Raw genomic sequence first — 26,044 nt, forward strand, 5'->3', positions numbered from 1 at the left:
GCGCCGCGGGCGGCAAATTGACGTTGACGTCAGACTGGACAATCCCGGCGTTTCGACCAGCATGCCGAGCAACGATATTCCGGGGAGTTCATCATGCGCGAAGCTGTCATTGTATCCACCGCCCGCACGCCGATCGGCAAAGCCTATCGCGGCGCATTCAACAACACCCAGGCCCAGGAGCTTGGCGGTCATGCAATCAAGCACGCTGTCGAACGTTCCGGCGTCGATCCGGCTGAAATCGACGATGTGGTCATGGGCGCTGCCATGCAGCAGGGCTCGACCTTCCAGAACACGGCGCGCCAGTGCCTGATCCGCGGCGGATTGCCGGCGAGCGTGGCCGGCCAGACCATGGACCGGCAATGCGCGTCCGGCATGATGGCGATCGCCACCGCAGCCAAGCAGATCATTTCGGACGGGATGCAGATTACGGTGGGTGGCGGGCTGGAATCGATTTCGCTGGTCCAGAACGAGCACATGAATCTGCACCGTGCCTTCGACCCCTGGATCAATGAGAACATGCCCGCGCTTTACATGTCGATGCTGGAGACCGCAGAGATCGTGGCTGACCGCTATGGCGTGCCGCGAGACAAGCAGGACGAGTACGCCCTTCAGAGCCAGCAGCGCACGGCCGCCGCGCAGGAAGCCGGAAAATTCGACGACGAGATCGTGCCGCTGGCCTCGCAAATGGGTGTGTTCAACAAGGAGACCAAGGAAATCACCATCCAGGAAGTGACCCTGGAAAAAGATGAAGGCAATCGACCGTCGACAACGCTGGAAGGTCTGCAATCGCTGCAGCCGGTCCAGGCCAATGGCCAGGTCGTCAAGGAAGGCAAGTACATCACCGCCGGCAATGCGTCGCAGCTGTCTGACGGGGCTTCGGCTTCGGTCCTCATGGAGGCCAAGGAAGCCGAAAAGCGCGGGTTGCAGCCGCTCGGCATCTATCGCGGCATCGCGGTCGCCGGCCTTGATCCGGACGAGATGGGCATCGGTCCGATTTACGCCGTGCCGAAACTGCTGAAGGCCAACGGTCTCAAGATCGACGATATAGGACTCTGGGAACTCAACGAGGCGTTCGCCGTACAGGTTCTCTATTGCCGCGATCATCTCGGCATTCCGAACGAAAACCTCAACGTCAATGGCGGTGCGATCTCGATTGGCCACCCTTACGGCATGTCCGGCGCCCGCATGGTCGGCCACGCTCTGATCGAGGGCAAGCGCCGCGGCGCGAAATACGTTGTCTGCACGATGTGCGTGGGCGGCGGCATGGGTGCTGCCGGCCTGTTTGAAGTGGCGTAGGGGAGAGCCGCGAGATGAGCGAACGCCTGCCTGCACCGACGCGCGACGAGATCATGGCCGCCGGCCTGAAGCTGATGGCCGAGAATCCGTTCTTCGAAGTCGGCGAGGACGAGATCAACGGTGCCAGCTACCGGGTCTTCAAGAACGCGCCGAACAATACCGACGGGCTCTTGTTCATGTGCGACATGCACGCAGACAAGACCGCCGTGGTGTCGGGCGATGTTCGCTGGTCATTTGCCGATCTCGCCCGCGAAGCCCGGGCCTTTGCCGCCGGGCTGGTGAAGATGGGCGTCAAGAAGGGCGACCTTGTCGCCACCGCGACACGCAACACACCGGAATGGATGGCGACCTATCTCGGAACCACGCTGGCAGGCGCTGTGATCGTCCCGCTCAATGGCTGGTGGACGGAACCGGAAATGGAATTCGCATTGCAGGATTGCGGCGCGAAAATCGTCATGGTCGACGCCGAACAGGCACCGAAATTCCTGCCGCTCAAGGAGCGGTTGGGGCTGACATTGATCTCCGGCACCGGCACATTCGATGGCGCCGACCGGAGCTGGCAATCGATCCGCGACGACGGAGACGGCGTCGAGCCGCCGGCCGGCACGGTCGAGGCCGACGATCTGATGTCGATCATGTATACGTCGGGATCGACCGGCGATCCAAAGGGCGTGATGCTGACCCATCGCGGCGCATGGTCGTGCATATTGTCATTCGGCTTTGTGCTCTCGGCTGCCAAGGAGACGCCGAAAGGGGCGGCGATGGCGGAAGCCGCGGGCGAGCTGGGCATCCTGGTCTCGGTGCCGCTCTTCCACGTCACCGGCACCCATCCGGTTTTCATGATGTCGATCATTATTGGCCGGAAAATGGTGTTGATGCGGTCGTGGAAGCCGGAAGAGGCAGTCCGTCTCATAAAGGAAGAAAACATCACCAATTTCGTTGGTGTGCCGACCATGTCGCACGAGCTGATGCTGACCGCAGAAGCCATGGGTGAAAGCCTCGACACGCTGACTGATCTCTCGGCGGGCGGTGCCAAACGCCCGCCGGACCATGTGAAGCGGCTCGCTGACAGCTTCAAGCGCGCCTATTCTTCGACCGGTTACGGCCTATCGGAAACCAGCGCGCTCGGAACCTATAACGGGCTCACCGACTACCAGGCCAAGCCGGGTTCTTGCGGCCGGGCAGTGCCGCCCCTGACCGACATCCGCATCGTCGGCCCCGATGGGCAGGAAATGCCGACCGACAAACCGGGCGAAGTCTGGATCAAGACGCCGGGCATATTTGCCGGTTATCTCAACCTGCCCGACGAAACCGCCAAGACGCTCACCGACGATGGCTGGTTCAAGACCGGCGATGTCGGCACGATGGACACAGACGGCTTCCTGACAATTGTCGACCGGATCAAGGACATGATTGTGCGCGGCGGCGAGAATGTCGCCTGCCTCGAAGTTGAAGCCGCACTTGTCAAGCATCCCAGGATATTCGAGGCCGCAGTATTCGCCGTGCCGGACAACCGGCTCGGCGAAGCCGTGGGCGCGGCGATCTACACCCAGCCAGGCATCGACATTACGCTCGACGAGCTCAACGATTTCCTCGAAGGCGATCTGGCAGCGTTCAAGCGACCTGAACATCTCTGGCATTTCAACGAACCCCTGCCTCGAGTCGGAACAGAAAAGATCGACAAGCCCGGCTTGCGGAAACAGCTTCTGGGCGCTAACGCCTAGGATATGAAACTCACGCTCGACGCCCGCTTCGTCCTGTTCGCGTTGCTCTTTTTGGCGCTGTTCTGGGCGCTGCGGCAGGCGGGCGATGTGTTGCTGCCGTTCCTGATCGCGGGCTTTCTGGCTGTCATCCTCGCGCCGCTGACCATGCGTTTGTGCGAATGGGGTCTGCCACGTTCGATGGCAGCGCTGACATCGACCATCCTTGCGGTGCTCGTGATCGCCGGGCCGATCGTGGCGATCACGCCCATCGTACTCATTGAAGGCCGCGACCTGATTGCCCGCCTGCCCAGCCTTATCGACAATCTGTTATCCTCGACCCTCACGCTGGCAGCTGGATTCGGCCTCGAATTGCCCGAGATTTCTCTGGAGTCACTCAGCAGTGGCGAAGGCAATCCAATGCAGGCGATCGGCGGCCGTCTTGCGCGCTCCGTGACCGGTGCGCTTTCGGGCGTGCTGCTGACCTTCCTGACACCGGTGGCGCTCTTCTTCTTTCTCAAGGACTGGCCAGGTATTTCGCGAATGATCCAGAAGCTTCCGCCCCGCCGTTACGCCGACGATCTGAAAGAGATTGGCCAGGAGGCCAATGTCCAGCTGTCGCGTTATGTCCGCGGGCAAAGCCTCGTCGTGCTCGTCCAGGCGGTCTATCACGCTGCTGCCCTGGCGATCATCGGGCTCAATTATTCCGTCGCGATCGGCATTCTGACCGGCCTTTCGGCAATCATTCCGGTCGTCGGAAACCTCGTCATGTTTACGCTGGCGATGCTCGTCGCCATCAGTCAGTACGACTCGATATGGCCGATGCTTGCGGTCGTCGCCGTCTACGGCGTCGCGCAAGTTCTGGAGACGGTCTGGCTGGCGCCTCGCCTCGTCGGCAGCCAGCTCAAGCTGCATCCGCTATGGATCATGGCAGGGCTGCTGATTGGCGGGGCATTGTTCGGATTCCTAGGCGCCTTGCTTGCTCTGCCTATGGTGGCGGTCAGCAGCGTGCTCGCCAAGCACGCCCTCAAGGCCTGGCGTAACAGTGAACTCTACAAGAAGTCCGAGGCGGACGCGACTTGATCAGCGCCCTTCTCATCCTCGGCGGTCTGGTCCTGCTGGCCTTCGGAGGAGATGCCCTGGTGCGCGGGGCGGTCGGTATCGCCGGCCGACTGAACTGGTCGCCGATGTTCGTTGGTCTGGTGCTGGTCGGGTTTGGCACCTCCATGCCGGAACTCGCGACCAGCCTGCAAGCCCAGTATGCCGGCGCCCCGGGCGTTGCTGTCGGCAATGTGGTCGGTTCCAACATCGCCAACATCCTTCTGATCCTTGGCCTGGGTGCGGTAATGCGGCCGATCCTCGCGGTGCGCGAAGCCTTGTTGCGGGACGGCATAGCGCTCAGCCTCGCCACTGTCGGGGCCATTGTCTTCCTATTCTATTCTCCCCTTCCAGCGTTCTGGAGCCTTTTGCCGATCGCCATGCTGATCGGTTATGTAGCGCTAAGCTACGCACTTGACCGGCGACGTGGCGACAAAGCGGGAGCATTGCATGAGGCGAAGGCGGCCAGCGCTGCCGCGCCTGACCAATTCTGGCTCGCCGCCGGCTTTTTCACGGGCGGTCTGGTTGCTGTCATTGTCGGCGCCAAGATGCTGGTTGATGGCGCGACGGGTGCAGCGTTTGCTTTGGGTGTCCCGGAAGCTGTCATCGGTCTCACACTCGTCGCCCTCGGCACCTCGCTGCCCGAGCTTGCTACGACCATTGCCGCCGCCCTGCGTCGCCAGGGCGATGTCGCCTTCGGGAACGTTATCGGTTCGAATATTTTCAATGCTGCCGGCATTCTCGGCGCGACCGCGCTGGTTGCACCGCTGGAAGTGCCGGGCCGCATGATCCAGCAAGACGTCTGGGTGATGCTCGCGGCGACGGCGATCCTGATCCTGTTTGCCTTTACCGGCCAGCGGATCGACCGCCGGGAAGGCGCGCTATTGCTGGCGCTTTACGTTGGCTACATGGTCTGGCTGGCTGCGTCGGTTTAAACGGGCTGTTTGCGAATTGACCCTCGACCGTAACCAGCGGCACGATCAGGTCCGGCAGGGCGGTAGACCCGGTCTGCCATCATGCGGGGGAAAAAAATGATCAGATGGGGATTGCTCGGTTTGGTGGCGACATTGCTACTCGGCCTTCTGGTACTGGCTGTATTGGCATGGACACCTGCCCCCCCGGAAATCGATCGCCAAGCGCTGCGCGCAACAACCGCTCAATACGCGGCACGTATCATACGGGACAGCTACGGTGTGCCTCACATTTTCGGTGAACGCGACGCCGATACAGCATTCGGCCTGGCCTGGGCGCATGCGGAAGACGATTGGGAAACAATCGAGACAACCCTGCTCGCTGCGCGCGGCGAGCTTGCGCGACATGACGGGCAGGACGCGGCCGCCACGGACTATATCGTTCGGCTGCTACGTATCCGCGAGACGGTCGCTTCGCGCTATTCAACCGAGCTGTCTGCCGATACGCGTGCCCTGCTCGATGGTTATGCCGCCGGATTCAATGCCTGGGCGCTTGATAATCCAACCGAGGTCCGCCCGGGTGTGCTGCCGGTCACCGGCGAGGACGTGGTTGCTGGTTTCGTCCTGCGGACGCCTTTCATGTACGGGCTGGATGCCGATATCGCCGAACTATTCGGCGAGGAGCGCCAGCGCACGATCTCGGTCGGCGAGACCGAAACGGCGTGGCAACTGATCGACGGCGACAACCCGGAATCAGGCTCGAACGCCATTGCCGTCGCGCCGTCGCGATCCACGGACGGGGCCACCCGACTGATCGTCAACTCGCACCAGCCTTTTACAGGGCCGGTCGCCTGGTACGAGATCCGCTTGCGCAGCGAAGACGGGTGGGACGCCGCAGGCGGGACTTTCCCGGGCGCCCCGCTTGTCCTTCACGGCCATAATCGCGATCTCGGTTGGGCGCATACGGTGAACCATCCCGACCTCGCCGATATCTACGTGCTGGAGGTCAATCCGGAGAACGAGGACCAATACCGCCTCGACGGTGAATGGGTGGATTTCGAAACCGACACCGCCGAACTGCGTGTGCGCCTGTTCGGCCCTTTCTCGTGGGTATTCGAGCGCGAATTGCTGTGGTCGGCGCACGGACCGGTGATCCGGCGTCCGCACGGCACGTATGCGATCCGCTATTCCGGTTTCGACGAGATCCGCGCCGTAGAACAATGGTACCGGATGAATCGCGCCGGAAATTTCGGTGACTGGATGGCGGCCATGGATATGCGCGCGATCACCAGCCTCAACACGATCTATGCGGACCGCGAGGGTCATATCGGCTATCTCTACAATGCGCGCATGCCGCTGCGGGCCGAAGGCCATGACTGGCGCGCATACCTGCCCGGTGACCGCTCGGAGCTGATCTGGACGGATTACGCACCGCAGTCCGCCCTTCCCGCCGTGATCGATCCGGCGTCCGGCTTCGTCGCCAATTCGAACAATACGCCGTTCCGGGCAACGGCACCGGACGAGGATGTCAGCGCGGACGCCTACCCGGCGAGCTTCGGGATCGAGATGGAGATGACCAATCGCGGCCAGCGCCTGCTTGCCTTGCTCAATGCCGATACCGCAATATCCGGCGACGAATTGCTCGCCTACAAGTTCGACCTGCGGTACGCGCCAGATTCGCCAACCGCGCGATTGGTAGCGGAAGTGCTGGCGATGGATCTCGATGACGATCCGCTGATGATCGAGGCCCAGCGCGTTCTGCGTGACTGGGATTTCTCGACAGATGTGAACAACCGCAGCGCCGCGCTTGGCGTATTGCTATCGATCAAGTGCATCGTGAACCGCCACGACCGGCGGCCCTGGACCTGCGATCCGGCCGAAGCACTGCGGCAATCGGCGCGCGACCTCATGGACCATCATGGCCGTCTCGACCCGCTTTGGGGCGACATCAATCGCCATGTGCGCGGCGCGTTCGATGCGCCGGTGGATGGCGGGCCGGACATACTGCGGGCCATCTATTGCGGCTGCGAAACCCTCAATGACAACGGCCGCTTCGAAGGCGTGGCCGGCGACACTTACATCATGGCTGTCGAATGGAGCGCAGAAGGCATCTTGCGCAGCCGCGCCATCCACCAGTTCGGAGCAGCTGTACTCGATGATAGCTCGCCGCACTTTGCCGACCAGGCCGATGAGTTCGTCGCCATGGAATTGCGCAACATCCCGCTGGAGATGGATGCGCTGATGGCCAGCCACACGGCAGATTACACGGTGGGCGGCCGAACAGATTAGTCCCCGAAACTGCCCATCGGGCCGGGGAAGACAACCGGGCTTTCAGATCCGTCCCGCGCAACCGACGCCACGCCGAAATAATAATTGTCGATGACGACATTCTCGAGCGTGTATTCGGTGATGTCGCCGACGAAGCGGGAATACTGCCATTGCGGCTGGTCGGTATAACGCCAGTAGACGCGATAGCCGGCGAGATTGGCGGCGGCATCGGGATCGGGCGCTGACCAGCGCAAAGTGGTATCCGGTGAAACCGCACCCTCGATCTCGACATTTGCCGGGAAAGGCGGCGCACCCGCCATCAGGGCCAGTGCCGCCGCATTCAGCGAGGTCAGCTTGGCGGCATAGTCAAAATCGACGAATTCGAACGTATCTCCGTAATGGCGGCCGTCTTCATCGCGCAGATCCTGATGCTGGCGGTCATAGTGCTCGTGCACTTCCATGATGCGCACGCCGGGAATACCGACCTCGTTGAACGGGCGGTGATGGCCGCCGCGCCGGAAACGATCGAGGCGGTAGACCAGCATGGTATCGAGATTGGGGATGTACTGATCAGCGACCCGGTCAATGAAGCGGGCAAGGTTGCGCGACGGGCTGTCGACTTCGCCGCCGCGGAAGCGGCGCAGGATTGCTTCCTCGGGCGTCTCGGTCGCGCGCGTGCCCTCCGAAAAAATGCGGGCCGTGGAATTGTCGATCACCCCGTCAATACCGGCAATATTTCCAATCATGTCATTGTTGAGCACCGCCTTGATGCGCCAGCCCTGGTCGAGCGCATGGGCGGCAACGATCTGGCCGCCGAACAGGCCCTGTTCCTCGCCGGAGAGCGCGGCATAGATAATCGAGCCGGCGAACTCGCGTTGCGAAAGCACGCGCGCGGCTTCGATCACGCCTGCCAGGCCCGACGCATTGTCATTGGCGCCGGGGCTATCCGACGTGCCGTCCAGCGGATCGGTAACGCGGCTGTCGATATCACCCGCCATCATCACATATCGATCGGGATCAAGCGTGCCGCGCTGAATGGCCAGCACGGAAACAACCTCGGTCGGCTCGGGAATTCGGGTCTCGCCGGAGATCGTATCTGTAACGTAGATGACTTCTAGACAGCCGCCACAATCCGCGGAAATGCGTTCGAACTCATCGAAAATCCAGCGGCGTGCCGCGCCAATGCCGCGCGTGTCGCTTCCGGTTTCCGACAGGGTGTGGCGTGTTCCGAAATCGACCAGCGCACGGATGTCGCGCTCGATGCGATCGGCCGAGACGTCCGCGACAATGTCATGGATGGCAAGCACTTCGCCCGGCGGTGCCGTCTGAGCCTTGGCGGCCGATGGCAGTGTCAACGCGATTGCGGCAAACAAGTAATGGCGCATGAAAGAGTCTCCCGGGCGGTTTCCCGGGGAGACTAGCGCAGTCAGCGCCCGAGGCGAGTCCGACCCGTCGAATTCCAGAGAGGCGGCGCGGACAGAGCGGGATTCGAATCGATGCGGCCCGCCTCCGCGTTGCCCGAAAGCCGCACTCGCAGACGACCTCAGTTGATAATGCGAATAATTCTTGATTGCGAACACGCGCCTGTTACAGCTGCTACTCATTATCAAGAACGCACGGGGCCACGCGACATGAAACTCAAGATTTCGCTGCTTGCATCCACGATTTTTGCCTGCGGCCTTACGGCCAGCCCTGCAGCTGCACAGACATCTGCTGCGGCTGACACGATCACGGTGATCGGCCGCTATCTTTCGCTTGACCAGCTCAACGCTGTGAAGACGCCCACGCCGATCGTCGATGTGCCGCAAAGCCTGTCCATCGTCACCGAGGAGCAGATCGAAAACCAGGCATTCACCAGCATTGGCGACGTGCTGCGCTTCACGCCGGGTCTGGCGGTCAGCCAGGGCGAAGGCCATCGCGACGCGATCATCATCCGCGGCAATCAGACGACAGCCGACTTCTTCCTGAACGGTGTGCGCGACGACGTGCAATATTTCCGCCCGCTCTACAATATCGAGCAGATCGAGATCCTGCGCGGCTCGAATGCGTTGCTGTTCGGGCGCGGCGGCGGCGGCGGCATCATCAACCGCGTGTCGAAAGAGCCGGTACTTGACGAGCAGTTCACCAGCATGGCTGCCAGTATTGATACGTTCGGCGCCGCCCAGTTCAGCGGCGACACCAATCTTGTTGCCGGCGAGAATTCCGCTGTCCGCCTCAATGCTTTTGTCGAGGAACTCGGCAATCATCGCAATGCCTACGAGGGCACCCGGTTCGGCGTGAATCCGACCTTCGGCATCGAGTTTTCGCGCCAGACCTCAGCGGTGCTGTCCTACGAATACCTCAATGACGACCGGACGGTTGATCGCGGCGTTCCGTCGGTTTCGGTTGCCGGCGGTCCCGATGTACCGCTGGAAGGTTTCAATGACACCTTCTTCGGTTCACCGGATCGCAATGCGACACGGCTCGAGGCGCATATCCTGCGCGGTCGCCTGGACCACACGTTCAACCCGATGCTGCGCGGCAATGTCACGCTTCAATACGCCGATTACGACAAGCTCTATCAAAACCTCTATCCGGCAGGATTCGACCAGGCAGCGAACACCGTCACGCTGGACGGGTATCGCGATACGACAACACGCCAGAACCTGATCCTGCAGGGCAATTTGATCGCCGAGTTCGAGACCGGCGGTATCGGCCATACAATGCTCATCGGTGCGGAATACGGCGACCAGAGCACCGCCAATGCGCGTCTCGACAGCTATTTCGGCGTGAGCAATGACGACCAGGTCGTGATTCCCTTCACCGATCCGCTGAACATTCCGGCTTTCGGCTTCGTGACACCGGCGCGCGACCGGGAATCGGACGTGACCTTCACCTCGCTCTACATCCAGGACCAGATCGACCTGACCGACAATTTCAAGGTCATCATCGGCGCCCGGCTGGATCGGTTCGACGTGTCGGTTCTCGATTTGAGCGCTGTCTCGCCGACGGATAATGGCCGCCGCGGGCGCGTGGACGACGAGATCTCGCCGCGCTTCGGCGTCATCTACAAGCCTGCCGACAATATCTCGATTTATGCGAGCTATTCGGAGACCTTCCTGCCGAGCTCGGGCGAGCAATTCCTGACACTGTCGACGACGACCGAGGATATCCGGCCACAATCCTTCGAGAACCGAGAGATCGGGGTGAAATGGGATATCCATCCGCGGCTGAGCTTTACAGCCGCCGCCTTCCGCCTCGAACAGGGTCTGTTCACCACCATTGATCCCGACGATGCCTCGATCGTGACGACGGTGCCGGGCAGTACGACGGACGGGTTCGAGGTTCAGATCATCGGCGATCTGACCGATGACTGGTTCGTCAGCGCCGGCTACAGCCATCTCGACGGTGAGGTCAATGGTGGCACGTTCGACGGCAACCGTCCGCGGCAGACGCCGGAAAACATGTTCTCGGTGTGGACCCAGTACCAGGTCAATGACCGGCTCGCGATCGGCGGCGGTGCGACCTATCAGGACGAATTCTTTGTGCGCGAGGACAACAGCGTCCTCATACCGGACTATGTCCGCTTCGATGCGGCGGTGTTCTACGATCTGACAGACGATACGCGGCTGCAGCTCAACATCGAAAATTTGCTCGACGAGGACTATTTCCCTGACGCGCACTCGAATGACAACATCTCGACCGGCGAACCGCTCAATGCCCGCCTGACGCTGCGTCACCAGTTCTAAGCCGACAGTTTCAACGTTGATTGCTTACGGGCGGGCCGTCGCGGTCCGCCCGTTTTCACAATCGGCCTTGGCAATCGTCAGAGATGGATCAGCGTCAGCAGGACTGGTAGGTCGACCGCGAAACTGCCCCCCATGCGCGTCCGGTTCGCATCCCATGCGTTGACTAGCCGTCCGCCGTGCTCTTGAGATCGTCGCCATAAAGGCGCGGGCGCTTAGAGCCCCGCGGCCCGTGACCGGCGCCAATAGATGAGCGCCAGGACCGTGACGACCAACGGGACCATCAGTCCGTATTCGTCGATCCAGAATTCGGTCTGGGCTGTTTCAAGTGTCAACGGCGTAAAAATTCTCTGGATATGGATGTTGTGCGCCGCATGGAACATGACCGCCGGCCACACGGACCGTGCGCGGAAAGTGTAATAGGTCATGATAACCGACATGCTGACGATCATCACCGTGAAGCAGGCCAGTTGGAACGCTGTGTTGCTACCTCCGTAAGCAATGATGACGGGGTAGTGCCAGACAGCCCATATCAGGCCGCTGACCAGGCAGGTCGCCTCGAACGACATGAGCTTGCGCAATTCCCAAACGAGAAAGCCGCGCCAGCCGATCTCCTCTCCGGCGATAGAGCCCAGCGATTTCACGAACTGGACGACGGCCATCAGGACGATCATCAGGGCGATGACGACCCAAGCGGACGCTTCCGTAAGCCCCAATTCGATCCGCCATTCTGCGAGGGTCTCGAGATCGCCCATTCCCCCAAGCCCGAAAATCCAGACCAGGCCGTAGGCTATCGATACATAGAAAACCGGGACCAGATATCCCGCCAAATTGGCGCCTTCCTCTCGAACAAGCTGTTGCGGCTGGTCGAGACGATCGCGGATCAGGGGGCTGTTCTGCTGGCGTCAGACGACATCGTGATTCCGCCGCGCGCCCTATCCACGATGCTGATGATTGGAGAGCGAGGTGATGTTACGGCGGCGAACATTGCCAGCTCTCTCGATCAGCCGCATCAACTCGCCACCCAACGGATCGGTGTCCTCATGGAACTTGGCCTCGTGACGAAACGACCGCACGCGGCGGACAGCCGGCGAAAAGTCCTTGTGCTGACAGAAAAGGGGCAAGATCAATACAATCGGATGATCGCGATGCTCGGAGAGATCCGAGCCGCCATGGACGCGCTTTATGACGAGCTGGGCTGCAATCTCGCGGGTATGGCAACCGAGGCCGTCAGGTCCCTCAAGGCGCGGCCATTGATCGAGCGTATCGGGGGAAATGGCAGCGAATAAGCGCGGGATCGGTTTGACAGGAGGAATGGTGGGCCCGGAGGGACTCGAACCCCCAACCTAGCGGTTATGAGCCGCCAGCTCTAACCAGTTGAGCTACAGGCCCCCAAGCTGGCGAACGAGACATAATGGTCTGCGCGGCAATCGCCAACCCGCCATGACTGCTCGATGAATGATCATGCCGTAAACTTGCCAAAGCGCTGTTGCACAACAACCCCGTTCCAATCCGGAAACAGGAGATAATTCATGATCCGCGCTTTACTGCTTGCCACCGCCCTGACCCTTCCGGCCGCAACGGCTATTGCCCAGGAAGAGCCCGGCCGCTTGTCGCTGACGGCCACCGGCGAAGTCCAGGTCGTGCCGGACATGGCCACGGTGCGATCGGGGGTCGTGACCGAGGCGCGCTCGGCCGCAGAAGCTCTGAACGCCAACTCCCAGCGGATGAACGCTGTGTTCGAAGCGCTGGCAGACGCTGGCATCGCGCGTGAGGACATCCAGACGTCAAACCTGCAGATCAACCCGGTCTGGTCGAACTATTCGGCCGGCGAGCAGCGCCGCATCACCGGCTATCAGGCGACCAACACAGTTACCGCCCGGGTGACCGAACTTGAAGAACTTGGCGGCACGATTGATGCGCTGGTGGCGTCTGGCGCCAACCAGATCCAGGGCATTAATTTCGCGATTGAAGCCGATGACCACGCCCGAAGGGAGGCGCGCCTTCGGGCGGTCGCCGAACTGCGCGAAACGGCCAACCTATATGCCGAGGCACTGGATATTGAGCTGGGCGGGCTGCTGGAGTTTTCCGAATCCGGCGGCAACCATCCACAGCCGCCGGTGATGTTTGCACGCGCCGAAAACTTCAGCGCCGACACGCCCGTTGCGGCCGGGCAATTGACCGTATCGGTCACCATTATGGGCGTGTTCGAGATCGAGGACTAGGTCACCCGGCCCTGTCTTTCGCTCCTGTCAGTCCCGACCCTCGCCGCCCATCCGGCGCGGCGCAGGGATCGGGCACAACCTGTCCACGGTTTGATGGATCGGCAGATAAGGAACGCCATGGCGCGCGCCCGGTCGGATTTCCCCGGGCGCAAACCAAGTTCAAAATTTTCATAGAAATCTAGGCCGCGGCCGAGGTTTCAACGGGCCTGTTGTGTTCATCCAGGACAATCACGTCGGGCTGATGGCGCTCGGCCTCGGCGGCCTCCATCTCGGCATAGGCCACGACAATGATCCTGTCGCCCACCTGTGCGAGGCGAGCCGCGGCCCCATTGATGCCGAATGTGCGAGACCCGCGCGGTGCCGGAATGGTGTAGGTCGTGAACCGCGCACCGGTATTGATGTTGAGCACATCCACCTGCTCGTAAGGCAGGATGTTCGAGGCTTCGAGCAAATCCTGGTCGATCGAGATCGAGCCTTCATAGTGCAGGTCGGCCTGGGTGACCGCAGCCCGGTGCAGTTTGGCTTTCATCATTTTCAGGCGCATGGCGGGGCCCTCGGGTTCCGTTTGCTGCAGCGCATATAACCGATGCGCGGTCCGGGATATAGTGGGTGTAATGCATTCGTGAAAGGGAGGCTTTCATGGCAAAGCTCGCGGCGCTCCAGCATGCCATGTCGGAAAACATCGAGACCAATCTCGCGACGGCAGAACGCTTGATGCGCAACGCCACCGAGGCCGGCGCCAAGCTGGTCGTGTTTCCGGAAGTTCAGCTGTCACCCTTCTTTCCGGTTCGGCGAAACGGCGATGCAAGCGACTATGCCATGAAAGCGGGAGACAGGGCGTTGGCCCGGCTGGGCGACCTGGCAAAGCAGTACGGCCTGGTCACCGTTGCCAACATCTATTTCGAGGACGCTGACGGCCAGCGCTATGACGCATCACCAGTGTTCGATACCGACGGCACCCTGCTCGGCATATCGAAAATGGTCCACATCGCCCAGTTCGAGCGTTTCTGGGAGAAGGACTATTATGCTTCCGGCTCGGCTTTCGAGGTTTATGATACCGCCGCTGGACGGCTCGGCGTGGTTATTTGCTACGACCGGCACTTCCCGGAAAGCTACCGAGCCTGTGCTCTGCAAGGGGCGGAAATCATAGCCACGCCGACCTGTAATCTGGCGGGCGAACCGCTGGACCTGTTTGCCGCCGAAATGCGCGTGCTCGCGATGCAGAATGCAGTCTATTCCATCCTCGCCAACCGTTGCGGTGTCGAGGGCGAGACGCACTATGGCGGACACTCGGTGATCGCCGGGCCGGATGGTGCCTTACTCGCAGCGGCCGGCGATGAGGAAGCCGTCCTCTTCGCTGATTACGATTTGGCGGCGCGTCGAGAGATCGCGGCGCAACGCGACTGGCTGGGTGAATTGAAGCCGTGGTTGAAGCCGGCAATCAGCGCAAAAACGTGAATCCGATATTTCGCTATGCCTGGTGCAGCGATGCCTACACGCCCCTAGCCTTCACGCCATTTCTCCATCGCGGAGGAGATGGCAAAGGTTTCGCGGTATTTCGGGCTGTCCGACGGGCGCGGCGGCTTGTCGCGCGTCAATTCCATGATTTCAGCAAGCTTGTTGTGGGCCGCGCCAGGCTGGCCCGCGCCAATATAGGCGTGCAGCTCGACCAGCGCGTTCGACAACGGGTCATCAGCACGAATGACAAAATAGGGCTCGTCGTCGGCTAGATCCGGATAGCAATCGTATTTGGATGGATTGGACTTCGAGCCCAGCGTGCGGTCGGTGGACATGGCGTTGGCCTTTTCTCTGTCAGACGCGAATCGATGGCGTCGAGTGTAACGCGCGCAGCGAATATGTTCAGCTGCCGGTTGCGGGGTCGAGCTGCGGGCCGCGGGCCATGGATGTCTGGAAGAACATGCGCATCAGGCCGGGTGTGTCGGGCGTTGTCGTCTGTGCCAGGTGACGGCGGATGTCTTCAGGCACCTCGTCTTTCGGCGCCAAGGGGTTTTGTGCGGCGACCGCGGATTCGAACAATTGATTATCGCCCTCGGCATCACCGGTGAGGTCCGAGATGCGGTGCATCACGATGGCCGAACACGCAGGAGAGCAGCCGGCATCGCGCAAGGTAGCGACAGACAATCCGTCCAGGACCTCCGCCTTGTGCCGGGCAACACCGTTGAAAATCCCGAACATCATGGTGACCGCTTCCTCGTCTGCAGCGATCGAGAAGAGCTGGTGTTGCAACAGCATGGCACGACCGCGATAGCGCACCCCCTCGATCCCCGAGACGAATTCGATGATGCCCTCGGAATTGCAGCGGATCAGCGTGATGTCATAGAGAAACCGCCCCGGAAGATCGCTGGAATAGCGGGTCGAACGCCAAATGCCTTCATAGGCAGAAGCGCGGCGGCGAGCGCCGCGGGTCGCCTCTTCAATCAGTGCGTCGGGGATCCAGTCGCGCATCGCCCCGTCGACCGGGCCGGCAGCGAGGCCGAGGCGCGCTGTGAACGCGGGAAGGTCACGCTCCCAGTCGAGCATTGTGAAGCCTTCGATCCGCTCGGCGATAAACCGTGTCAGCAGAGACAGGTTGTGTTCCGAAGGGATCACCGCGCCGGACGCCCATCGTCCGACCAATGACTTGTCGACATTCAGCGATCCGGCCAGGCCGGCCCGGCTGATCGACAGAGATTTCAGCACCAGTTGGAGCTTCTCGGCAAAGAGCGAAGGACGCATGGCGAAAATCTGTCATGGGTTGCATCGCGATGCAAGAAAGTTGCATGCCGTTGCAACCGGTGTGCGCGTTGTAGTCGAAGCGTGCACCTCCCCGCATGGCGGGAGCGCCGGCATAAGGCGCTCACTATCGCCGTGCCTTCGTTGAGGGACGGGCCGGTTCCGCTCAATGGAGAACAAAATGAATCTGAAATACACTCTTATCGGGGGCATGGCGCTGTCGGCGCTAACGTCCCCCGCCCTGGCTGACAGCACCGATTTCAGCTTTCCCATCCATGACATCATCGTCACGTCGAACATTCCGACGGTGAATATCGCCGTTCGCAACATATCGAACTCGACCGATCCGGAGGACCGCGATCTACGCGTCGTGTCACAAACGCCGGTAATCCCGGTGTCCGGTCAAGTCTGGTGCAAGCTGTACGACAACGCGGAAGCCAATGCGACGCGAGCGCAGATCATGTTCGGCAATGTGATCGTTCACGCCGGACAGAACGGGTCGGAGATCTTCCCTTTGGGGCCCTATAGCCTGTCAGAAATCGACAGTTTCAACGGCACGCACAATCTGGAAAATTTCCAGATCGACGCTGCCTTCGAATTTCCGGACAGCTATGACCGCGATCTGCTGGTCGACTTTACACCGTTCAATCCGGTTCGCACGGTCGAGCAGCGGCTCGAACAATATGTCGAGAACGGTGCCGGCAGCGAGGCGGACTTCCTGCGGGTCGACGATGTGTTCCAGCTACAGGTTACGCTCAATGCGGTCGGTTGGTGTGAATATGAGAGCCAGAACACGTCGGGCGAGTATGCCGGCGCGCGCGGCGTGCCGATGACGGTGACCATATTCTATCATGGCGATCCGGACATCCAGGACGTGATCGGCACGGTCGGTGGTGCCAGTACGATCACGGCGCCCCCACCCAACCGTGCGCGTGCGAGTACGCGGACGCGCGGTGGCGCATCCACCCCGCCTGCACGCAATTCACGGCCTGCCCGCGCTGAAGACGACCAGCGTGCGGCGCGCGGTGGTGTGCGGGTGGCCGTTGGCGACATCAATAATGACGGCCGTGAAAAACCCGGCATCCTGACGGAGAAGCAGCAGCAGGCGCGTGGCCGGACCCGAAGCCGCGCGACGGTAGATGGCGCCGCGTCGAGCGCGGCTGATCCACTCGATGACGGCACAGATACCGATAGCGACGGCGTGCAGACTTCGACGCAATACCCTTATCGGCTAGAGGTCGCGCCCGCCGAGCCACAGGCCGGGCTGATCGTGCCGGCGGTGCAGCGGGTTCGTGAGTCCCGTTCAAGCAGTGCCAATGCAGCCCCAGGCCAGTCGCGCCGACGTGGCGGCGCGGTCGTGGAAGATGTCCGCGATACACGAGACGGGCAAGCCGCGCCGCTTGATGCGCTTCTCGTGATAAATGAGGCTGCCGGAGGTGGCGGCGCACAAGAAACCGAAGGCCTTGAACCCGACGAGATTGATGCGCCCGCGCAAGCCCGTGCCGGTGTAGAGCCGGACGAGATCGACGCGCCTGCTCAGGCCGCCGATGCCGAGCCGCGGGATGCGTTCATGCACCTGCGCTTGGGACGCAACCGCGACCGCTGACTGTCGGATCGTCATTTGCTGAGTTCGGGCGGTCCATCCGGACCGCCCGTTTTTATTCAGAGAGGTGCAGGACGATTTGCCGTTCATGCGCGCTATCGCGATGCTCGAACAAATAGAGGCCTTGCCACGTGCCGAGCGCGAGCCGGCCGTTGGTAACGGGGATTGAGAGCGAGGTCGCGGTCAGCGCAGCCTTGATGTGCGCCGGCATGTCGTCCGGACCTTCCGTGGTGTGACGCAACCAGGACATGGACCGATCGTCGCCGTGCGGCACAAGGCGCCGGAAGAATTCATCGAGGTCGCGGCGGACATCCGGGTCGGCGTTTTCCTGGATCACCAGGGAGCAGGACGTGTGGCGCACGAAGCAGGTGAGCAGGCCGTCGCCGTTACTTGCGTCCGTGATGAAGCGTGCCGCCTCGCCCGTGAACTCGAAGAGGCCAGGACCATTGGTCGAAAGGCGGAGCACTGTCTGCGGCATGGCTTACAGATCGTTGAGTTCCCAGCGCCGGACGGCCTTCGCCTTGCCGCCCGAGCTTTCATAAAGCCTTTCGGCAGCGTCCGTCTCCGACGAGGTCCACATCATGAACGTCGCCGGGCTATCCCTGACATCCTCGACGACCGCCTCGAACAGCGCCCGGCCGGCACCCTCGCCGCGTCCCTCCCGTCCGACACAGACTTCGGCGAGCCAGGCGCCTGCGCCGCCGTGACCGCTGTCATAATAGGCGTGCCAGACGGCATAACCCACAGGCGCGCCATCTTTTTCCGCGACCAGCACGTGAAAGCTGGCATCGTGTGAAAACAGCGTTGCCTTGATATTCTCCGGCGTGCAGTGCTCGGTGGAATCCTGGACCACCTCGTTCAACTGGCGCGACAATTCCGCGATGGCCGGGGCATCTTTCGGCCGGGCGGCGCGGATCGTGATGTCGGTCATGAAGACCTCCAATTCCAAAAGCAGATCGGCCCACCGGTAACACCGATGGGCCGCCCATGTTCCGTTTTTTCCAGTCTGCCTGCTTCGGCCACAGACACGAAGCCCCTAGTTATCAAGGAAGCTTCGCAGCTTGCGCGACCGGCTCGGGTGTTTGAGCTTGCGAAGCGCCTTGGCCTCGATCTGGCGGATCCGTTCCCGCGTAACCGAGAATTGCTGACCGACCTCTTCGAGCGTGTGATCGGTGTTCATGCCTATGCCGAACCGCATGCGCAGCACGCGCTCTTCGCGCGGCGTGAGCGAAGCGAGCACACGCGTCGTGGTTTCGCGCAGATTGGCATGGATGGCAGCGTCGATCGGGAGGACTGCATTCTTGTCCTCGATGAAATCGCCGAGGTGTGAATCTTCCTCGTCACCGATCGGGGTTTCCAGCGAGATCGGTTCCTTGGCGATCTTCATCACCTTGCGAACTTTCTCGAGCGGCATGCCGAGCTTCTCGGCCAGCTCTTCCGGCGTCGGTTCGCGGCCAAATTCGTGCAGGAATTGACGTGAGGTCCGCACGATCTTGTTGATCGTCTCGATCATGTGAACCGGGATACGGATGGTGCGGGCCTGGTCGGCGATCGAGCGCGTAATGGCCTGACGTATCCACCAGGTGGCATAGGTCGAGAATTTGTAACCGCGACGATATTCGAATTTATCGACGGCCTTCATCAGGCCGATATTGCCTTCCTGAATGAGGTCAAGGAATTGCAGGCCACGGTTGGTATATTTCTTCGCAATCGAAATAACGAGGCGAAGATTGGCCTCTACCATTTCCTTCTTGGCGATCCGGGCTTCGCGTTCGCCTTTCTGGACAGCCTTTACGATGCGGCGGAAATCGTCGACCGGAACGCCTGAGCGCTGCGCAATGTCGGAAATTTCTTCGCGCACCTTCTCGACATCTTCGGCCTCACGATCAACGAAGCGCGTCCAGGACTTGGATTTTTTCTTGTACTCGTCGAGCCAGTTCGGATTTGTTTCGTTTCCGAAATAAGCTTCCATGAATTCCATGCGCGGCACGCCATGCGCGTCTGCCATGCGCAAGAGCTTGCCTTCCAGCGCCATCAACTCCTTGTTGATCGCGTAGAGCTGCTCGACGAGCGCCTCGATCCGCGCATTGTTGAGGTGCAGGCTGTTCAGCTCGTTGACGATGCGTGCCTGCAATGCCTCGTATTTCTCGCGGCTCTGCTTGGTGAGATCCTTGCCCTCGATGCGCGCCGTGACGAGCTTGTCCTGCAATTTGCGGAAAGCGGTGAAGTCGGCTGCAATCGCGTCGAGGGTTTCCATCACCTCTTCGCGAAGCTCGGCCTCCATCGCCGACAGAGAGAGGTTGACGCCCTCTTCCTCATCATCGTCATCGTCGTCGCTGGTCTCGCCCTCGGTCTGGTCGTCCTTCGACTTCTCCTCATGCCCCTCGGGCATTTTCGGTTTCGGCTTGTCTTCCGGCTTGCCACCAGGCTGTTGGTCGGGACGTCCGGTTTCGGAATAATCGGGCTGCGGGTTCTTGCCGCCATAGGTCGCGTCGAGGTCGATGACATCGCGCAAAAGCACTTCGCCCTCGGCCACTTCCTCGCGCCAGACCATGATCGCTTCGAATGTGAGCGGGCTCTCGCAGAGGCCGCGGATCATGGCATTGCGGCCAGCCTCGATCCGTTTCGCGATGGCAATCTCGCCTTCACGCGACAACAGCTCAACGGTGCCCATTTCACGCAGATACATGCGCACAGGGTCGTCGGTGCGGTCGGCTGAGGACGGCGTGTTCTGCCCGGTGACAGCGGTCGACGACTTTGCGGTTACGGCCTTGCCGTCGCTTTCATTGTCATCCTCGTTGTCGTCGTCGTCGCTGGCGGCCTTCGACTTGTCGCCCTCTTCATCATCGGGCGTCTCGTCACTCTCGATGACGTTGACGCCAACCTCCGACAATTGCGCCAGAACGTCCTCGATCTGCTCGGAGGTGAATTCCTCTTCGGGAAGGACCTTTATGATCTCGTCGTGCGTGACATATCCGCGTTTCTTGGCTGCCTTGATCATCGCCTTGACCGATTGATCGGTCAGATCCAGCAGCGGACCGTCCTGTTGCGCATCACCGGAAGTATTTGCCGCTGCTGCTTTCGTCTTCGTTGCCATTACCTGTCTATCCCGTCCGGCGGCTGCCTGACCGCTCGCTAACCCTGTTCGTCTTCCGGTACGTTTACCGTGTGCCGCTTCGCCCGGCCGCGGCGATGCTCTTCCATCAAGCCGCGCAGCGTATCGGCGTCATCATTCTCAATTTCCTCGGCAAGCCGAGACCGCAATTCCTGCCGCTTCTTATGAATCCCCGAGTGTTCCATATAATCGCTGGCGAGGCGTGTCCAAGCCTCTTCGCGTTGAATGGCAGTTGCGGTGTCACCTCCCAACGCAGCGCGCATCGGTTGACGCTCCAGGTCAAGACGGCGCAATATTTGTTCAAAGCCCAGATTTATCAACAACTTTCGTACGCCCTCCGGCCCGTTGCCCAGGTCATCCGACATAAGGTCAAGTATTACATCACGCAATCGTCCGAGTTGGCCGCATTCGAGCCCGGCGAGCATTTCTGCCTGGTTCTCCGCTATCTCCGGATAGTCGATGACCGCTAGGATGAGGTGCCGCAACCGTGTCGGCACGGGACCGGTCTCGACCAGGCGCTTGGTCTCCATGCGCGCGCCGGGGGTTACACCGCGCCGCTCGAAGCGGCGGCCGGATTGGCGTACCAACCCGAAAGACTTTTCCAGTCGTTGATCGAATTCACGCTGGTATTCCTCGCGCACTGCCGGATTCTCGATGCGAAACAGCAAGGCGCGCAAACGCTTGCGGAATCCGGCGCGGCGGTCGGGATCGTCCAGCGGCTCCTTCTCGAATTCCATGTCCCAGAGGATGGAAGCCAGCGGGCGGGTCCGGTTCACCGCTTCTTTTAGGGTGGCCGGCCCCTCTTCGCGCAGCACGTCGTCCGGATCCTTGCCGTCCGGCAGAAAGGCAAAGCGTAAAGTGTTGCCAGGCTCGAGAAGTGGCAAAGCGCGTTCCGCTGCTCGATTGGCTGCCATCTGGCCCGCACTGTCGCCATCGAAGCACAAAACCGGCTCACCGCCCGCGCGCCACAGAAGACGCAACTGATCCTCACCAAGCGCTGTGCCAAGCGGTGCAACCGCGTGGCCGATACCTGCACGGTCAAGGGCTATGGCATCGAAATAGCCTTCCGCGACGATCAGGCCGCGAGCGCCCGACTTCGGATCGGACGCCGCGCGGCGTGCCTGCGGATAGCGATATAGATTGTGGCCCTTGTGAAAAAGCGGCGTTTCCGGCGAGTTGAGATACTTGGCTCGAGCAGTGGCCGACATGGCACGGCCACCAAAAGCCACGAGGCGATTCCGCGGGTCTCGTATGGCAAACATGATGCGGCCGCGGAAACGGTCATAGGGCGCGCTGCCATCATCCGGCGAAATCAACAGGCCGCAATCCACAAGCTCTGCAGGCTTGGCACCGGCCGCAATCAGTTCGGCCTTGAGAGCGTTACGCGAATCCGGTGCAAAACCGATCTCGTAGCGTTCCCACTCTTCGGGCCCGTAGCCACGCCGTTCAAGATAGGCGCGGGCATCGGCACCGGCGCCCTTGCGCAATTGCTGGGAGAAGAAACGCTGCGCGGCTTCCATCCATTCAACGAGCGATTTGGACGCTTCCGCCTTGCGCGCCGCATCCGGGTCCGCCTTGGGCATGGGCAAGCCGGCGGCGGAGGCCAGTTGTTCGGCTGCTTCCATGAAGGAAAGGCCTTCCATCTTCATCAGCCAATCGAAAGCGTCTCCGTGTTCGCCCGAAGCGAAGCAATGGTAGAAACGCTTGTCGTCATTTACAAAAAAAGACGGCGTTTTTTCTTTCTTGAAAGGCGACAGGCCCGCGAACTCGCGCCCTTGTCGTTTCAGACTGACCTTGCGGCCAACCAGATCCGACAAGCGGATCCGAGCACGTATCTCATCCTTGAAGTCGTCAGTCAGACGCATTTGTCTTCCAGCCGCCGAAACCGCGCAGCCTAATCGAGTCTGCGGGCTTTGGCGACGCTCAGGCCGCGTTCGTCAACAGGGATTTGATCTTTGCACCGGCCTGGGAGAAGTCCATGCGGCCCGTATAGCGCTCCTTGAGCGCGCCCATGCACTTGCCCATATCTTTCAGCCCCGTCGCACCGAGCTCCTCGACGACACCGCGGGCGGCTTCTTCGATCTCGGTCTCGTCCATGGGCTTGGGCAGGTATTCGCGCACGATTTCGGCCTCCGCCCGCTCTTTCTCGGCGAGGTCAAGACGACCGGCCTTTTCGTAAGTCTCGGCGCTTTCATCGCGCTGCTTGGCGAGTTTTTGAAGAATTGCGAGAATCTCGCCTTCCTCGCAGCCTTGGCAGCGGTCTTCGGCGCGCGCCGCGATGTCACGATCCTTGATCGCCGTCGAAACAAGGCGCAGCGTCGAGAGACGCACAGCATCCTTTTCCTTCATCGCCGTTTTCAGATCGGACAGAATTCTTTCCCGTATGGACATGTGCCCCAAACCTTCGGTGCTCAGCAAGTAAATGCAAGCGTTTGTTTTTGAATTGTTTTCCTGCTCAAGCGATTTCTTGACGCAACCCGGCGCGTCTCCTAGCTTCGCGCGCCATCAGTTTTGAAAAGATAGCGATCACCGCCCTCTTTTTGCAAGGAGCGCGCTCGTATGACGACGACGCAAAAAAATCAAGCCCCGACGCCAATGGGTTACGCCCGTCTGGTGCTGGCCGATGGAACGGTTTTCTCTGGGCGCGGCCTTGGAGCCACCGGCGAATCGCTGGGCGAACTCTGCTTCAATACGGCGATGACCGGTCACCAGGAAATCCTCGCCGACCCGTCCTATGCCGGACAGATCGTCTGCTTCACCTTCCCGCATGTAGGGAATGTCGGCACCAATGAGGACGACGAAGAGGCGGCCTGCGGGCGTGCGCAATGCGCCGCGACCGGTATGGTCATGCGCGCAGAGATGACGGACCCGGCGAATTATCGCGCAACTGCGCGTTTCGACGACTGGCTTGCAGCGCGCGGAATTATTGCGATTTCCGGCGTCGATACGCGGGCGATCACCCGGCGCATCCGCGAGAGCGGCATGCCGATGGCGGTGATTGCACATTCGCAGACCGACCAGTTCGATCTCGACGCGCTGAAAGCCAAGGCACGCGACGCCAATGCCATGGAAGGTCGCGAGCTGGCGAGCGACGTTATGTCGTCTGGTGACGCAGATTGGTCCGAAGGCGATTGGATCTGGAACGAGGGGCATTCAACCGGACCGGCCGACGGCCCACTGGTCGCGGTTCTGGATTATGGCGTGAAGGCCAACATTTTGCGCCGCCTGGTTTCGGCCGGCGCGCGGGTCAAAGTCGTCCCCGGCAAGGCGTCGGCGGATGATATACTGGCACTGAAGCCGGACGGGGTAGTGGTCTCCAACGGTCCGGGCGACCCTGCCGCGACGGGTGCATATGCGCTGGATGCCATTCGCGGCGTGATCGAGGCCGGCATTCCGGTACTCGGCATCTGTCTTGGCCACCAGATGCTGGCGCTGGCGCTTGGCGGCCGCACGCTGAAAATGCCGCAAGGACATCACGGCGCCAACCATCCGGTAAAGAACCACGAGACCGGGCAGGTCGAAATCGTTTCCATGAACCACGGATTTGCCGTCGACTCCGGCAGCCTGCCCACGGATGCCGTGGAAACCCATGTCTCGTTGTTCGACGGCACCAATTGCGGCTTCCGCCTGAAGTCGAAGCCGGTGATGTCGGTGCAGCACCACCCTGAAGCCAGCCCGGGGCCACAGGACAGCTTCGCTGTCTTTGACTGCTTCGTGGCATCCCTCGCGAAAGCGCCCGCCTGATGGATATCGAGCGCACCTGCCCGACCTGCGGCGGTACGTTCGAGACGGAATACGCGCCATTCGAGCTCCCGCTCGGTCAGAAGGCAGGGATCAATGCCTGCGATTCTTGCGGGCTGGCACAACGGGTGCCGGGCACAGCATTCGATTTTACCCATCTGGGCGCAGAGCATTACATGAATGACTGGAAGGCGCTGGACCTGTCCGGCCTGTCCTTCAAATATGAGCGCCTAGTAGAGATCGCGCGCGAGCTGACGCCATGGATCGTGAAGACAGGCCCATGGGACAGGCACCTGCTCGATATCGGATCCGGTCCGGGGTATTTCCTTTTTCACAGCCGGGCGCATGGCTGGAAGGTGCAGGGTGTCGATCCCTGGAAGCAGATCGCCGCCTGGGGCACGAAACATCTCAACATCCAGATCGAACCGGTCCGTATCGAGGACAGCGGGTTGCCGAACGCGACATACGAGGCGGTGACGGCGCTGGACGTGATCAGTTTTTCGGACGATCCGGTGGCTTTCCTGAAAGCCTGTCGAAGCAAACTCAAGCCCGGCGGCCTCTTGATGGTCTCGACACCGAATTACGGCTCCGTTGCACGGCTCGAGAAAGGTTCGGACTGGCCGACACTTGCCGCCAATGTCCGGCGTTGGTTCCTGGGTCCGGAAAGCCTTGAAAAGGCCGCGCGCAGTGCAGGTTTCGGCGCCTGCCGTGTCCAGCTTGTCGGCGGTGAAGGCGGCGACGAGGAATTGCTGTTCTTCGCTCAGAACCCGTTCAAGGCCGCGATCAGCTGGACCGACATCGCGGAAGAGGCACCATCAGACAACATGCTGCCGCCCCTCGACCGGAAAGAGGTGGACGAAAACCTGCTCGATGCCGACCAACGACACTGGCGCGAGAACGGCTACCTGATCCTACGCAATTTCATTCCACCTGATCTCGTCGCGGCTTATTGCCAAGTGCGGGCGAAAGTTTCTGCGCCAGGTGGATGGGACGACGAGACACCTTACATGGACGTCCCCGAGATTCTTGATCTCTGCCTCTACAAGCCGCTGGTCGACAAGCTTGCGGCACTGATCGGCGAGGCAATGGTGATGAACCTCAACCTCACTGGCTGGAAGACCACCCAGCGCGACTGGCACCAGGACGATTATCTCAATCCCGACGAAGTACGCGGCCGGTATGCCGCCTGCTGGTTCGCTCTCGACACGATCACACCGGATTCAGGTCCATTCCAGTTCGTTCCCGGGACACATAAATGGCCGCACATCAAGAAAAGCAAGATCCTGGACTTCGTACCGCGGGAAGTCCGCGAGGCGCGGACCTGGCCGATCCATTCCGAGCGCGTGCTGACGCCTTTCTTCGAAGAGACCATTGCCCGCGAGGAACTCGAGACAATCGAATTCACGGCAGAAAAAGGCGATTTGCTGATCTGGCATGCCCGGCTCCTTCATCGCGGCACGGTGGCGAAAAATCCGGACCGGCTGCGCAAGGCGATCATCAGCCATTACACGGCACTGGACGCGATGAAGCATTACGGTGCGGTCGAGCGCTGGGACACGGGCGGCCTCTATTACGTAGAGCCGTCGAAACGCGAGGTCGATCCTGACCGCGTCGTCGCACCGATCTGAA

Annotated in this window: 22 protein-coding genes and 1 tRNA gene; 12 read left to right on the forward strand and 11 right to left on the reverse strand. The window is 61.0% G+C overall.

Going from position 1 to position 26,044, the window contains the following annotated elements; genetic code table 11:
• The first annotated feature begins 93 nt into the window (after positions 1–93).
• The 5 genes from ACOOFN_RS03165 (at position 94) to ACOOFN_RS03185 (ending at position 7,294) form a co-directional block, all read left to right on the forward strand.
• On the forward strand, positions 94–1,296 hold the full coding sequence (locus ACOOFN_RS03165) for an acetyl-CoA C-acyltransferase (protein ID WP_420433600.1): 1,203 nt from the start codon (positions 94–96) through the stop codon (positions 1,294–1,296).
• Between the two features lie 14 nt (positions 1,297–1,310).
• Positions 1,311–3,020, forward strand: a complete 1,710-nt coding sequence (locus tag ACOOFN_RS03170) for a class I adenylate-forming enzyme family protein (protein WP_420433602.1) — start codon at positions 1,311–1,313, stop codon at positions 3,018–3,020.
• Positions 3,021–3,023: 3 nt separating this feature from the next.
• Positions 3,024–4,079 (forward strand): AI-2E family transporter, encoded by a 1,056-nt coding sequence (locus ACOOFN_RS03175; RefSeq protein WP_420433604.1) that lies wholly within the window; start codon positions 3,024–3,026, stop codon positions 4,077–4,079.
• Positions 4,076–5,029 (forward strand): calcium/sodium antiporter, encoded by a 954-nt coding sequence (locus ACOOFN_RS03180; protein WP_420433606.1) that lies wholly within the window; start codon positions 4,076–4,078, stop codon positions 5,027–5,029. Before ACOOFN_RS03175 ends, ACOOFN_RS03180 begins: the two co-directional genes overlap by 4 nt.
• A 96-nt stretch (positions 5,030–5,125) precedes the next feature.
• Entirely contained in the window at positions 5,126–7,294 is a 2,169-nt protein-coding gene (locus ACOOFN_RS03185; protein ID WP_420433608.1) for an acylase, read from the forward strand.
• Here ACOOFN_RS03185 and ACOOFN_RS03190 read toward each other — a convergent pair.
• Complete coding sequence (locus ACOOFN_RS03190; protein ID WP_420433610.1) at positions 7,291–8,658, reverse strand: M28 family metallopeptidase; 1,368 nt, start codon at positions 8,656–8,658, stop codon at positions 7,291–7,293. The genes ACOOFN_RS03185 and ACOOFN_RS03190 overlap by 4 nt on opposite strands.
• Positions 8,659–8,904: 246 nt before the next feature.
• Between ACOOFN_RS03190 and ACOOFN_RS03195 the strand changes: the two genes are divergently transcribed.
• On the forward strand, positions 8,905–11,001 hold the full coding sequence (locus tag ACOOFN_RS03195) for a TonB-dependent receptor (RefSeq protein WP_420433612.1): 2,097 nt from the start codon (positions 8,905–8,907) through the stop codon (positions 10,999–11,001).
• 212 nt (positions 11,002–11,213) lie between these two features.
• On the opposite strand, the gene ACOOFN_RS03200 is transcribed toward ACOOFN_RS03195, so the two are convergent.
• Positions 11,214–11,828: a CPBP family intramembrane glutamic endopeptidase gene (locus ACOOFN_RS03200; RefSeq protein ID WP_420433614.1), complete on the reverse strand. Its 615-nt coding sequence runs from the start codon at positions 11,826–11,828 to the stop codon at positions 11,214–11,216.
• Between the two features lie 27 nt (positions 11,829–11,855).
• On the opposite strand from ACOOFN_RS03200, the gene ACOOFN_RS03205 reads away from it, so the two are divergent.
• Entirely contained in the window at positions 11,856–12,287 is a 432-nt protein-coding gene (locus tag ACOOFN_RS03205) for a MarR family winged helix-turn-helix transcriptional regulator (protein ID WP_420433616.1), read from the forward strand.
• 26 nt (positions 12,288–12,313) lie between these two features.
• Here the strand turns inward: ACOOFN_RS03205 and ACOOFN_RS03210 are convergent.
• Positions 12,314–12,390: transfer RNA gene (locus ACOOFN_RS03210), tRNA-Ile, on the reverse strand.
• Positions 12,391–12,530: 140 nt separating this feature from the next.
• Between ACOOFN_RS03210 and ACOOFN_RS03215 the strand changes: the two genes are divergently transcribed.
• Positions 12,531–13,223 carry an SIMPL domain-containing protein gene (locus tag ACOOFN_RS03215; RefSeq protein ID WP_420433618.1) on the forward strand — a complete coding sequence of 231 codons (693 nt, stop codon included), beginning with the start codon at positions 12,531–12,533 and terminating at the stop codon, positions 13,221–13,223.
• Between the two features lie 178 nt (positions 13,224–13,401).
• On the opposite strand, the gene panD is transcribed toward ACOOFN_RS03215, so the two are convergent.
• Entirely contained in the window at positions 13,402–13,767 is a 366-nt protein-coding gene (panD, locus tag ACOOFN_RS03220) for an aspartate 1-decarboxylase (protein ID WP_420433620.1), read from the reverse strand.
• Between the two features lie 95 nt (positions 13,768–13,862).
• On the opposite strand from panD, the gene ACOOFN_RS03225 reads away from it, so the two are divergent.
• Positions 13,863–14,681, forward strand: a complete 819-nt coding sequence (locus ACOOFN_RS03225) for a carbon-nitrogen hydrolase family protein (RefSeq protein ID WP_420433622.1) — start codon at positions 13,863–13,865, stop codon at positions 14,679–14,681.
• A gap of 44 nt (positions 14,682–14,725) precedes the next feature.
• On the opposite strand, the gene ACOOFN_RS03230 is transcribed toward ACOOFN_RS03225, so the two are convergent.
• Positions 14,726–15,016, reverse strand: a complete 291-nt coding sequence (locus ACOOFN_RS03230) for an aspartate decarboxylase (RefSeq protein ID WP_420433624.1) — start codon at positions 15,014–15,016, stop codon at positions 14,726–14,728.
• A 67-nt stretch (positions 15,017–15,083) separates the two neighbouring features.
• Positions 15,084–15,959 carry a hypothetical protein gene (locus tag ACOOFN_RS03235; RefSeq protein ID WP_420433626.1) on the reverse strand — a complete coding sequence of 292 codons (876 nt, stop codon included), beginning with the start codon at positions 15,957–15,959 and terminating at the stop codon, positions 15,084–15,086.
• 178 nt (positions 15,960–16,137) lie between these two features.
• On the opposite strand from ACOOFN_RS03235, the gene ACOOFN_RS03240 reads away from it, so the two are divergent.
• A complete protein-coding gene (locus ACOOFN_RS03240; RefSeq protein WP_420433628.1) occupies positions 16,138–17,562 on the forward strand; it encodes a hypothetical protein in 1,425 nt (474 codons plus the stop codon).
• Positions 17,563–17,614: 52 nt separating this feature from the next.
• Here the strand turns inward: ACOOFN_RS03240 and ACOOFN_RS03245 are convergent, their stop codons facing one another.
• The 5 genes from ACOOFN_RS03245 to ACOOFN_RS03265 form a co-directional block, all read right to left on the reverse strand.
• Entirely contained in the window at positions 17,615–18,037 is a 423-nt protein-coding gene (locus tag ACOOFN_RS03245; protein ID WP_420433630.1) for a secondary thiamine-phosphate synthase enzyme YjbQ, read from the reverse strand.
• Positions 18,038–18,040: 3 nt separating this feature from the next.
• Positions 18,041–18,490 (reverse strand): GNAT family N-acetyltransferase, encoded by a 450-nt coding sequence (locus ACOOFN_RS03250; RefSeq protein ID WP_420433632.1) that lies wholly within the window; start codon positions 18,488–18,490, stop codon positions 18,041–18,043.
• A gap of 105 nt (positions 18,491–18,595) precedes the next feature.
• The gene (rpoD, locus tag ACOOFN_RS03255) at positions 18,596–20,656 is read right to left on the reverse strand and encodes an RNA polymerase sigma factor RpoD (protein WP_420433634.1); all 2,061 of its coding nucleotides are present in this window, start codon (positions 20,654–20,656) and stop codon (positions 18,596–18,598) included.
• Between the two features lie 38 nt (positions 20,657–20,694).
• The gene (dnaG, locus tag ACOOFN_RS03260; RefSeq protein WP_420433636.1) at positions 20,695–22,539 is read right to left on the reverse strand and encodes a DNA primase; all 1,845 of its coding nucleotides are present in this window, start codon (positions 22,537–22,539) and stop codon (positions 20,695–20,697) included.
• 58 nt (positions 22,540–22,597) lie between these two features.
• Entirely contained in the window at positions 22,598–23,065 is a 468-nt protein-coding gene (locus tag ACOOFN_RS03265; protein WP_420433638.1) for a GatB/YqeY domain-containing protein, read from the reverse strand.
• A 204-nt stretch (positions 23,066–23,269) separates the two neighbouring features.
• Here ACOOFN_RS03265 and carA point away from each other — a divergent pair, with 204 nt between their 5' ends.
• Together carA and ACOOFN_RS03275 are read left to right on the forward strand one after the other, a co-directional pair.
• Positions 23,270–24,418, forward strand: a complete 1,149-nt coding sequence (gene carA / locus ACOOFN_RS03270) for a glutamine-hydrolyzing carbamoyl-phosphate synthase small subunit (protein ID WP_420433640.1) — start codon at positions 23,270–23,272, stop codon at positions 24,416–24,418.
• Positions 24,418–26,043 (forward strand): phytanoyl-CoA dioxygenase family protein, encoded by a 1,626-nt coding sequence (locus ACOOFN_RS03275; RefSeq protein WP_420433642.1) that lies wholly within the window; start codon positions 24,418–24,420, stop codon positions 26,041–26,043. Before carA ends, ACOOFN_RS03275 begins: the two co-directional genes overlap by 1 nt.
• The last annotated feature ends 1 nt before the right edge of the window (position 26,044 follow it).

Source organism: Hyphobacterium sp. (genome assembly GCF_965217055.1).
Classification (GTDB): Bacteria; Pseudomonadota; Alphaproteobacteria; order Caulobacterales; family Maricaulaceae; genus Hyphobacterium.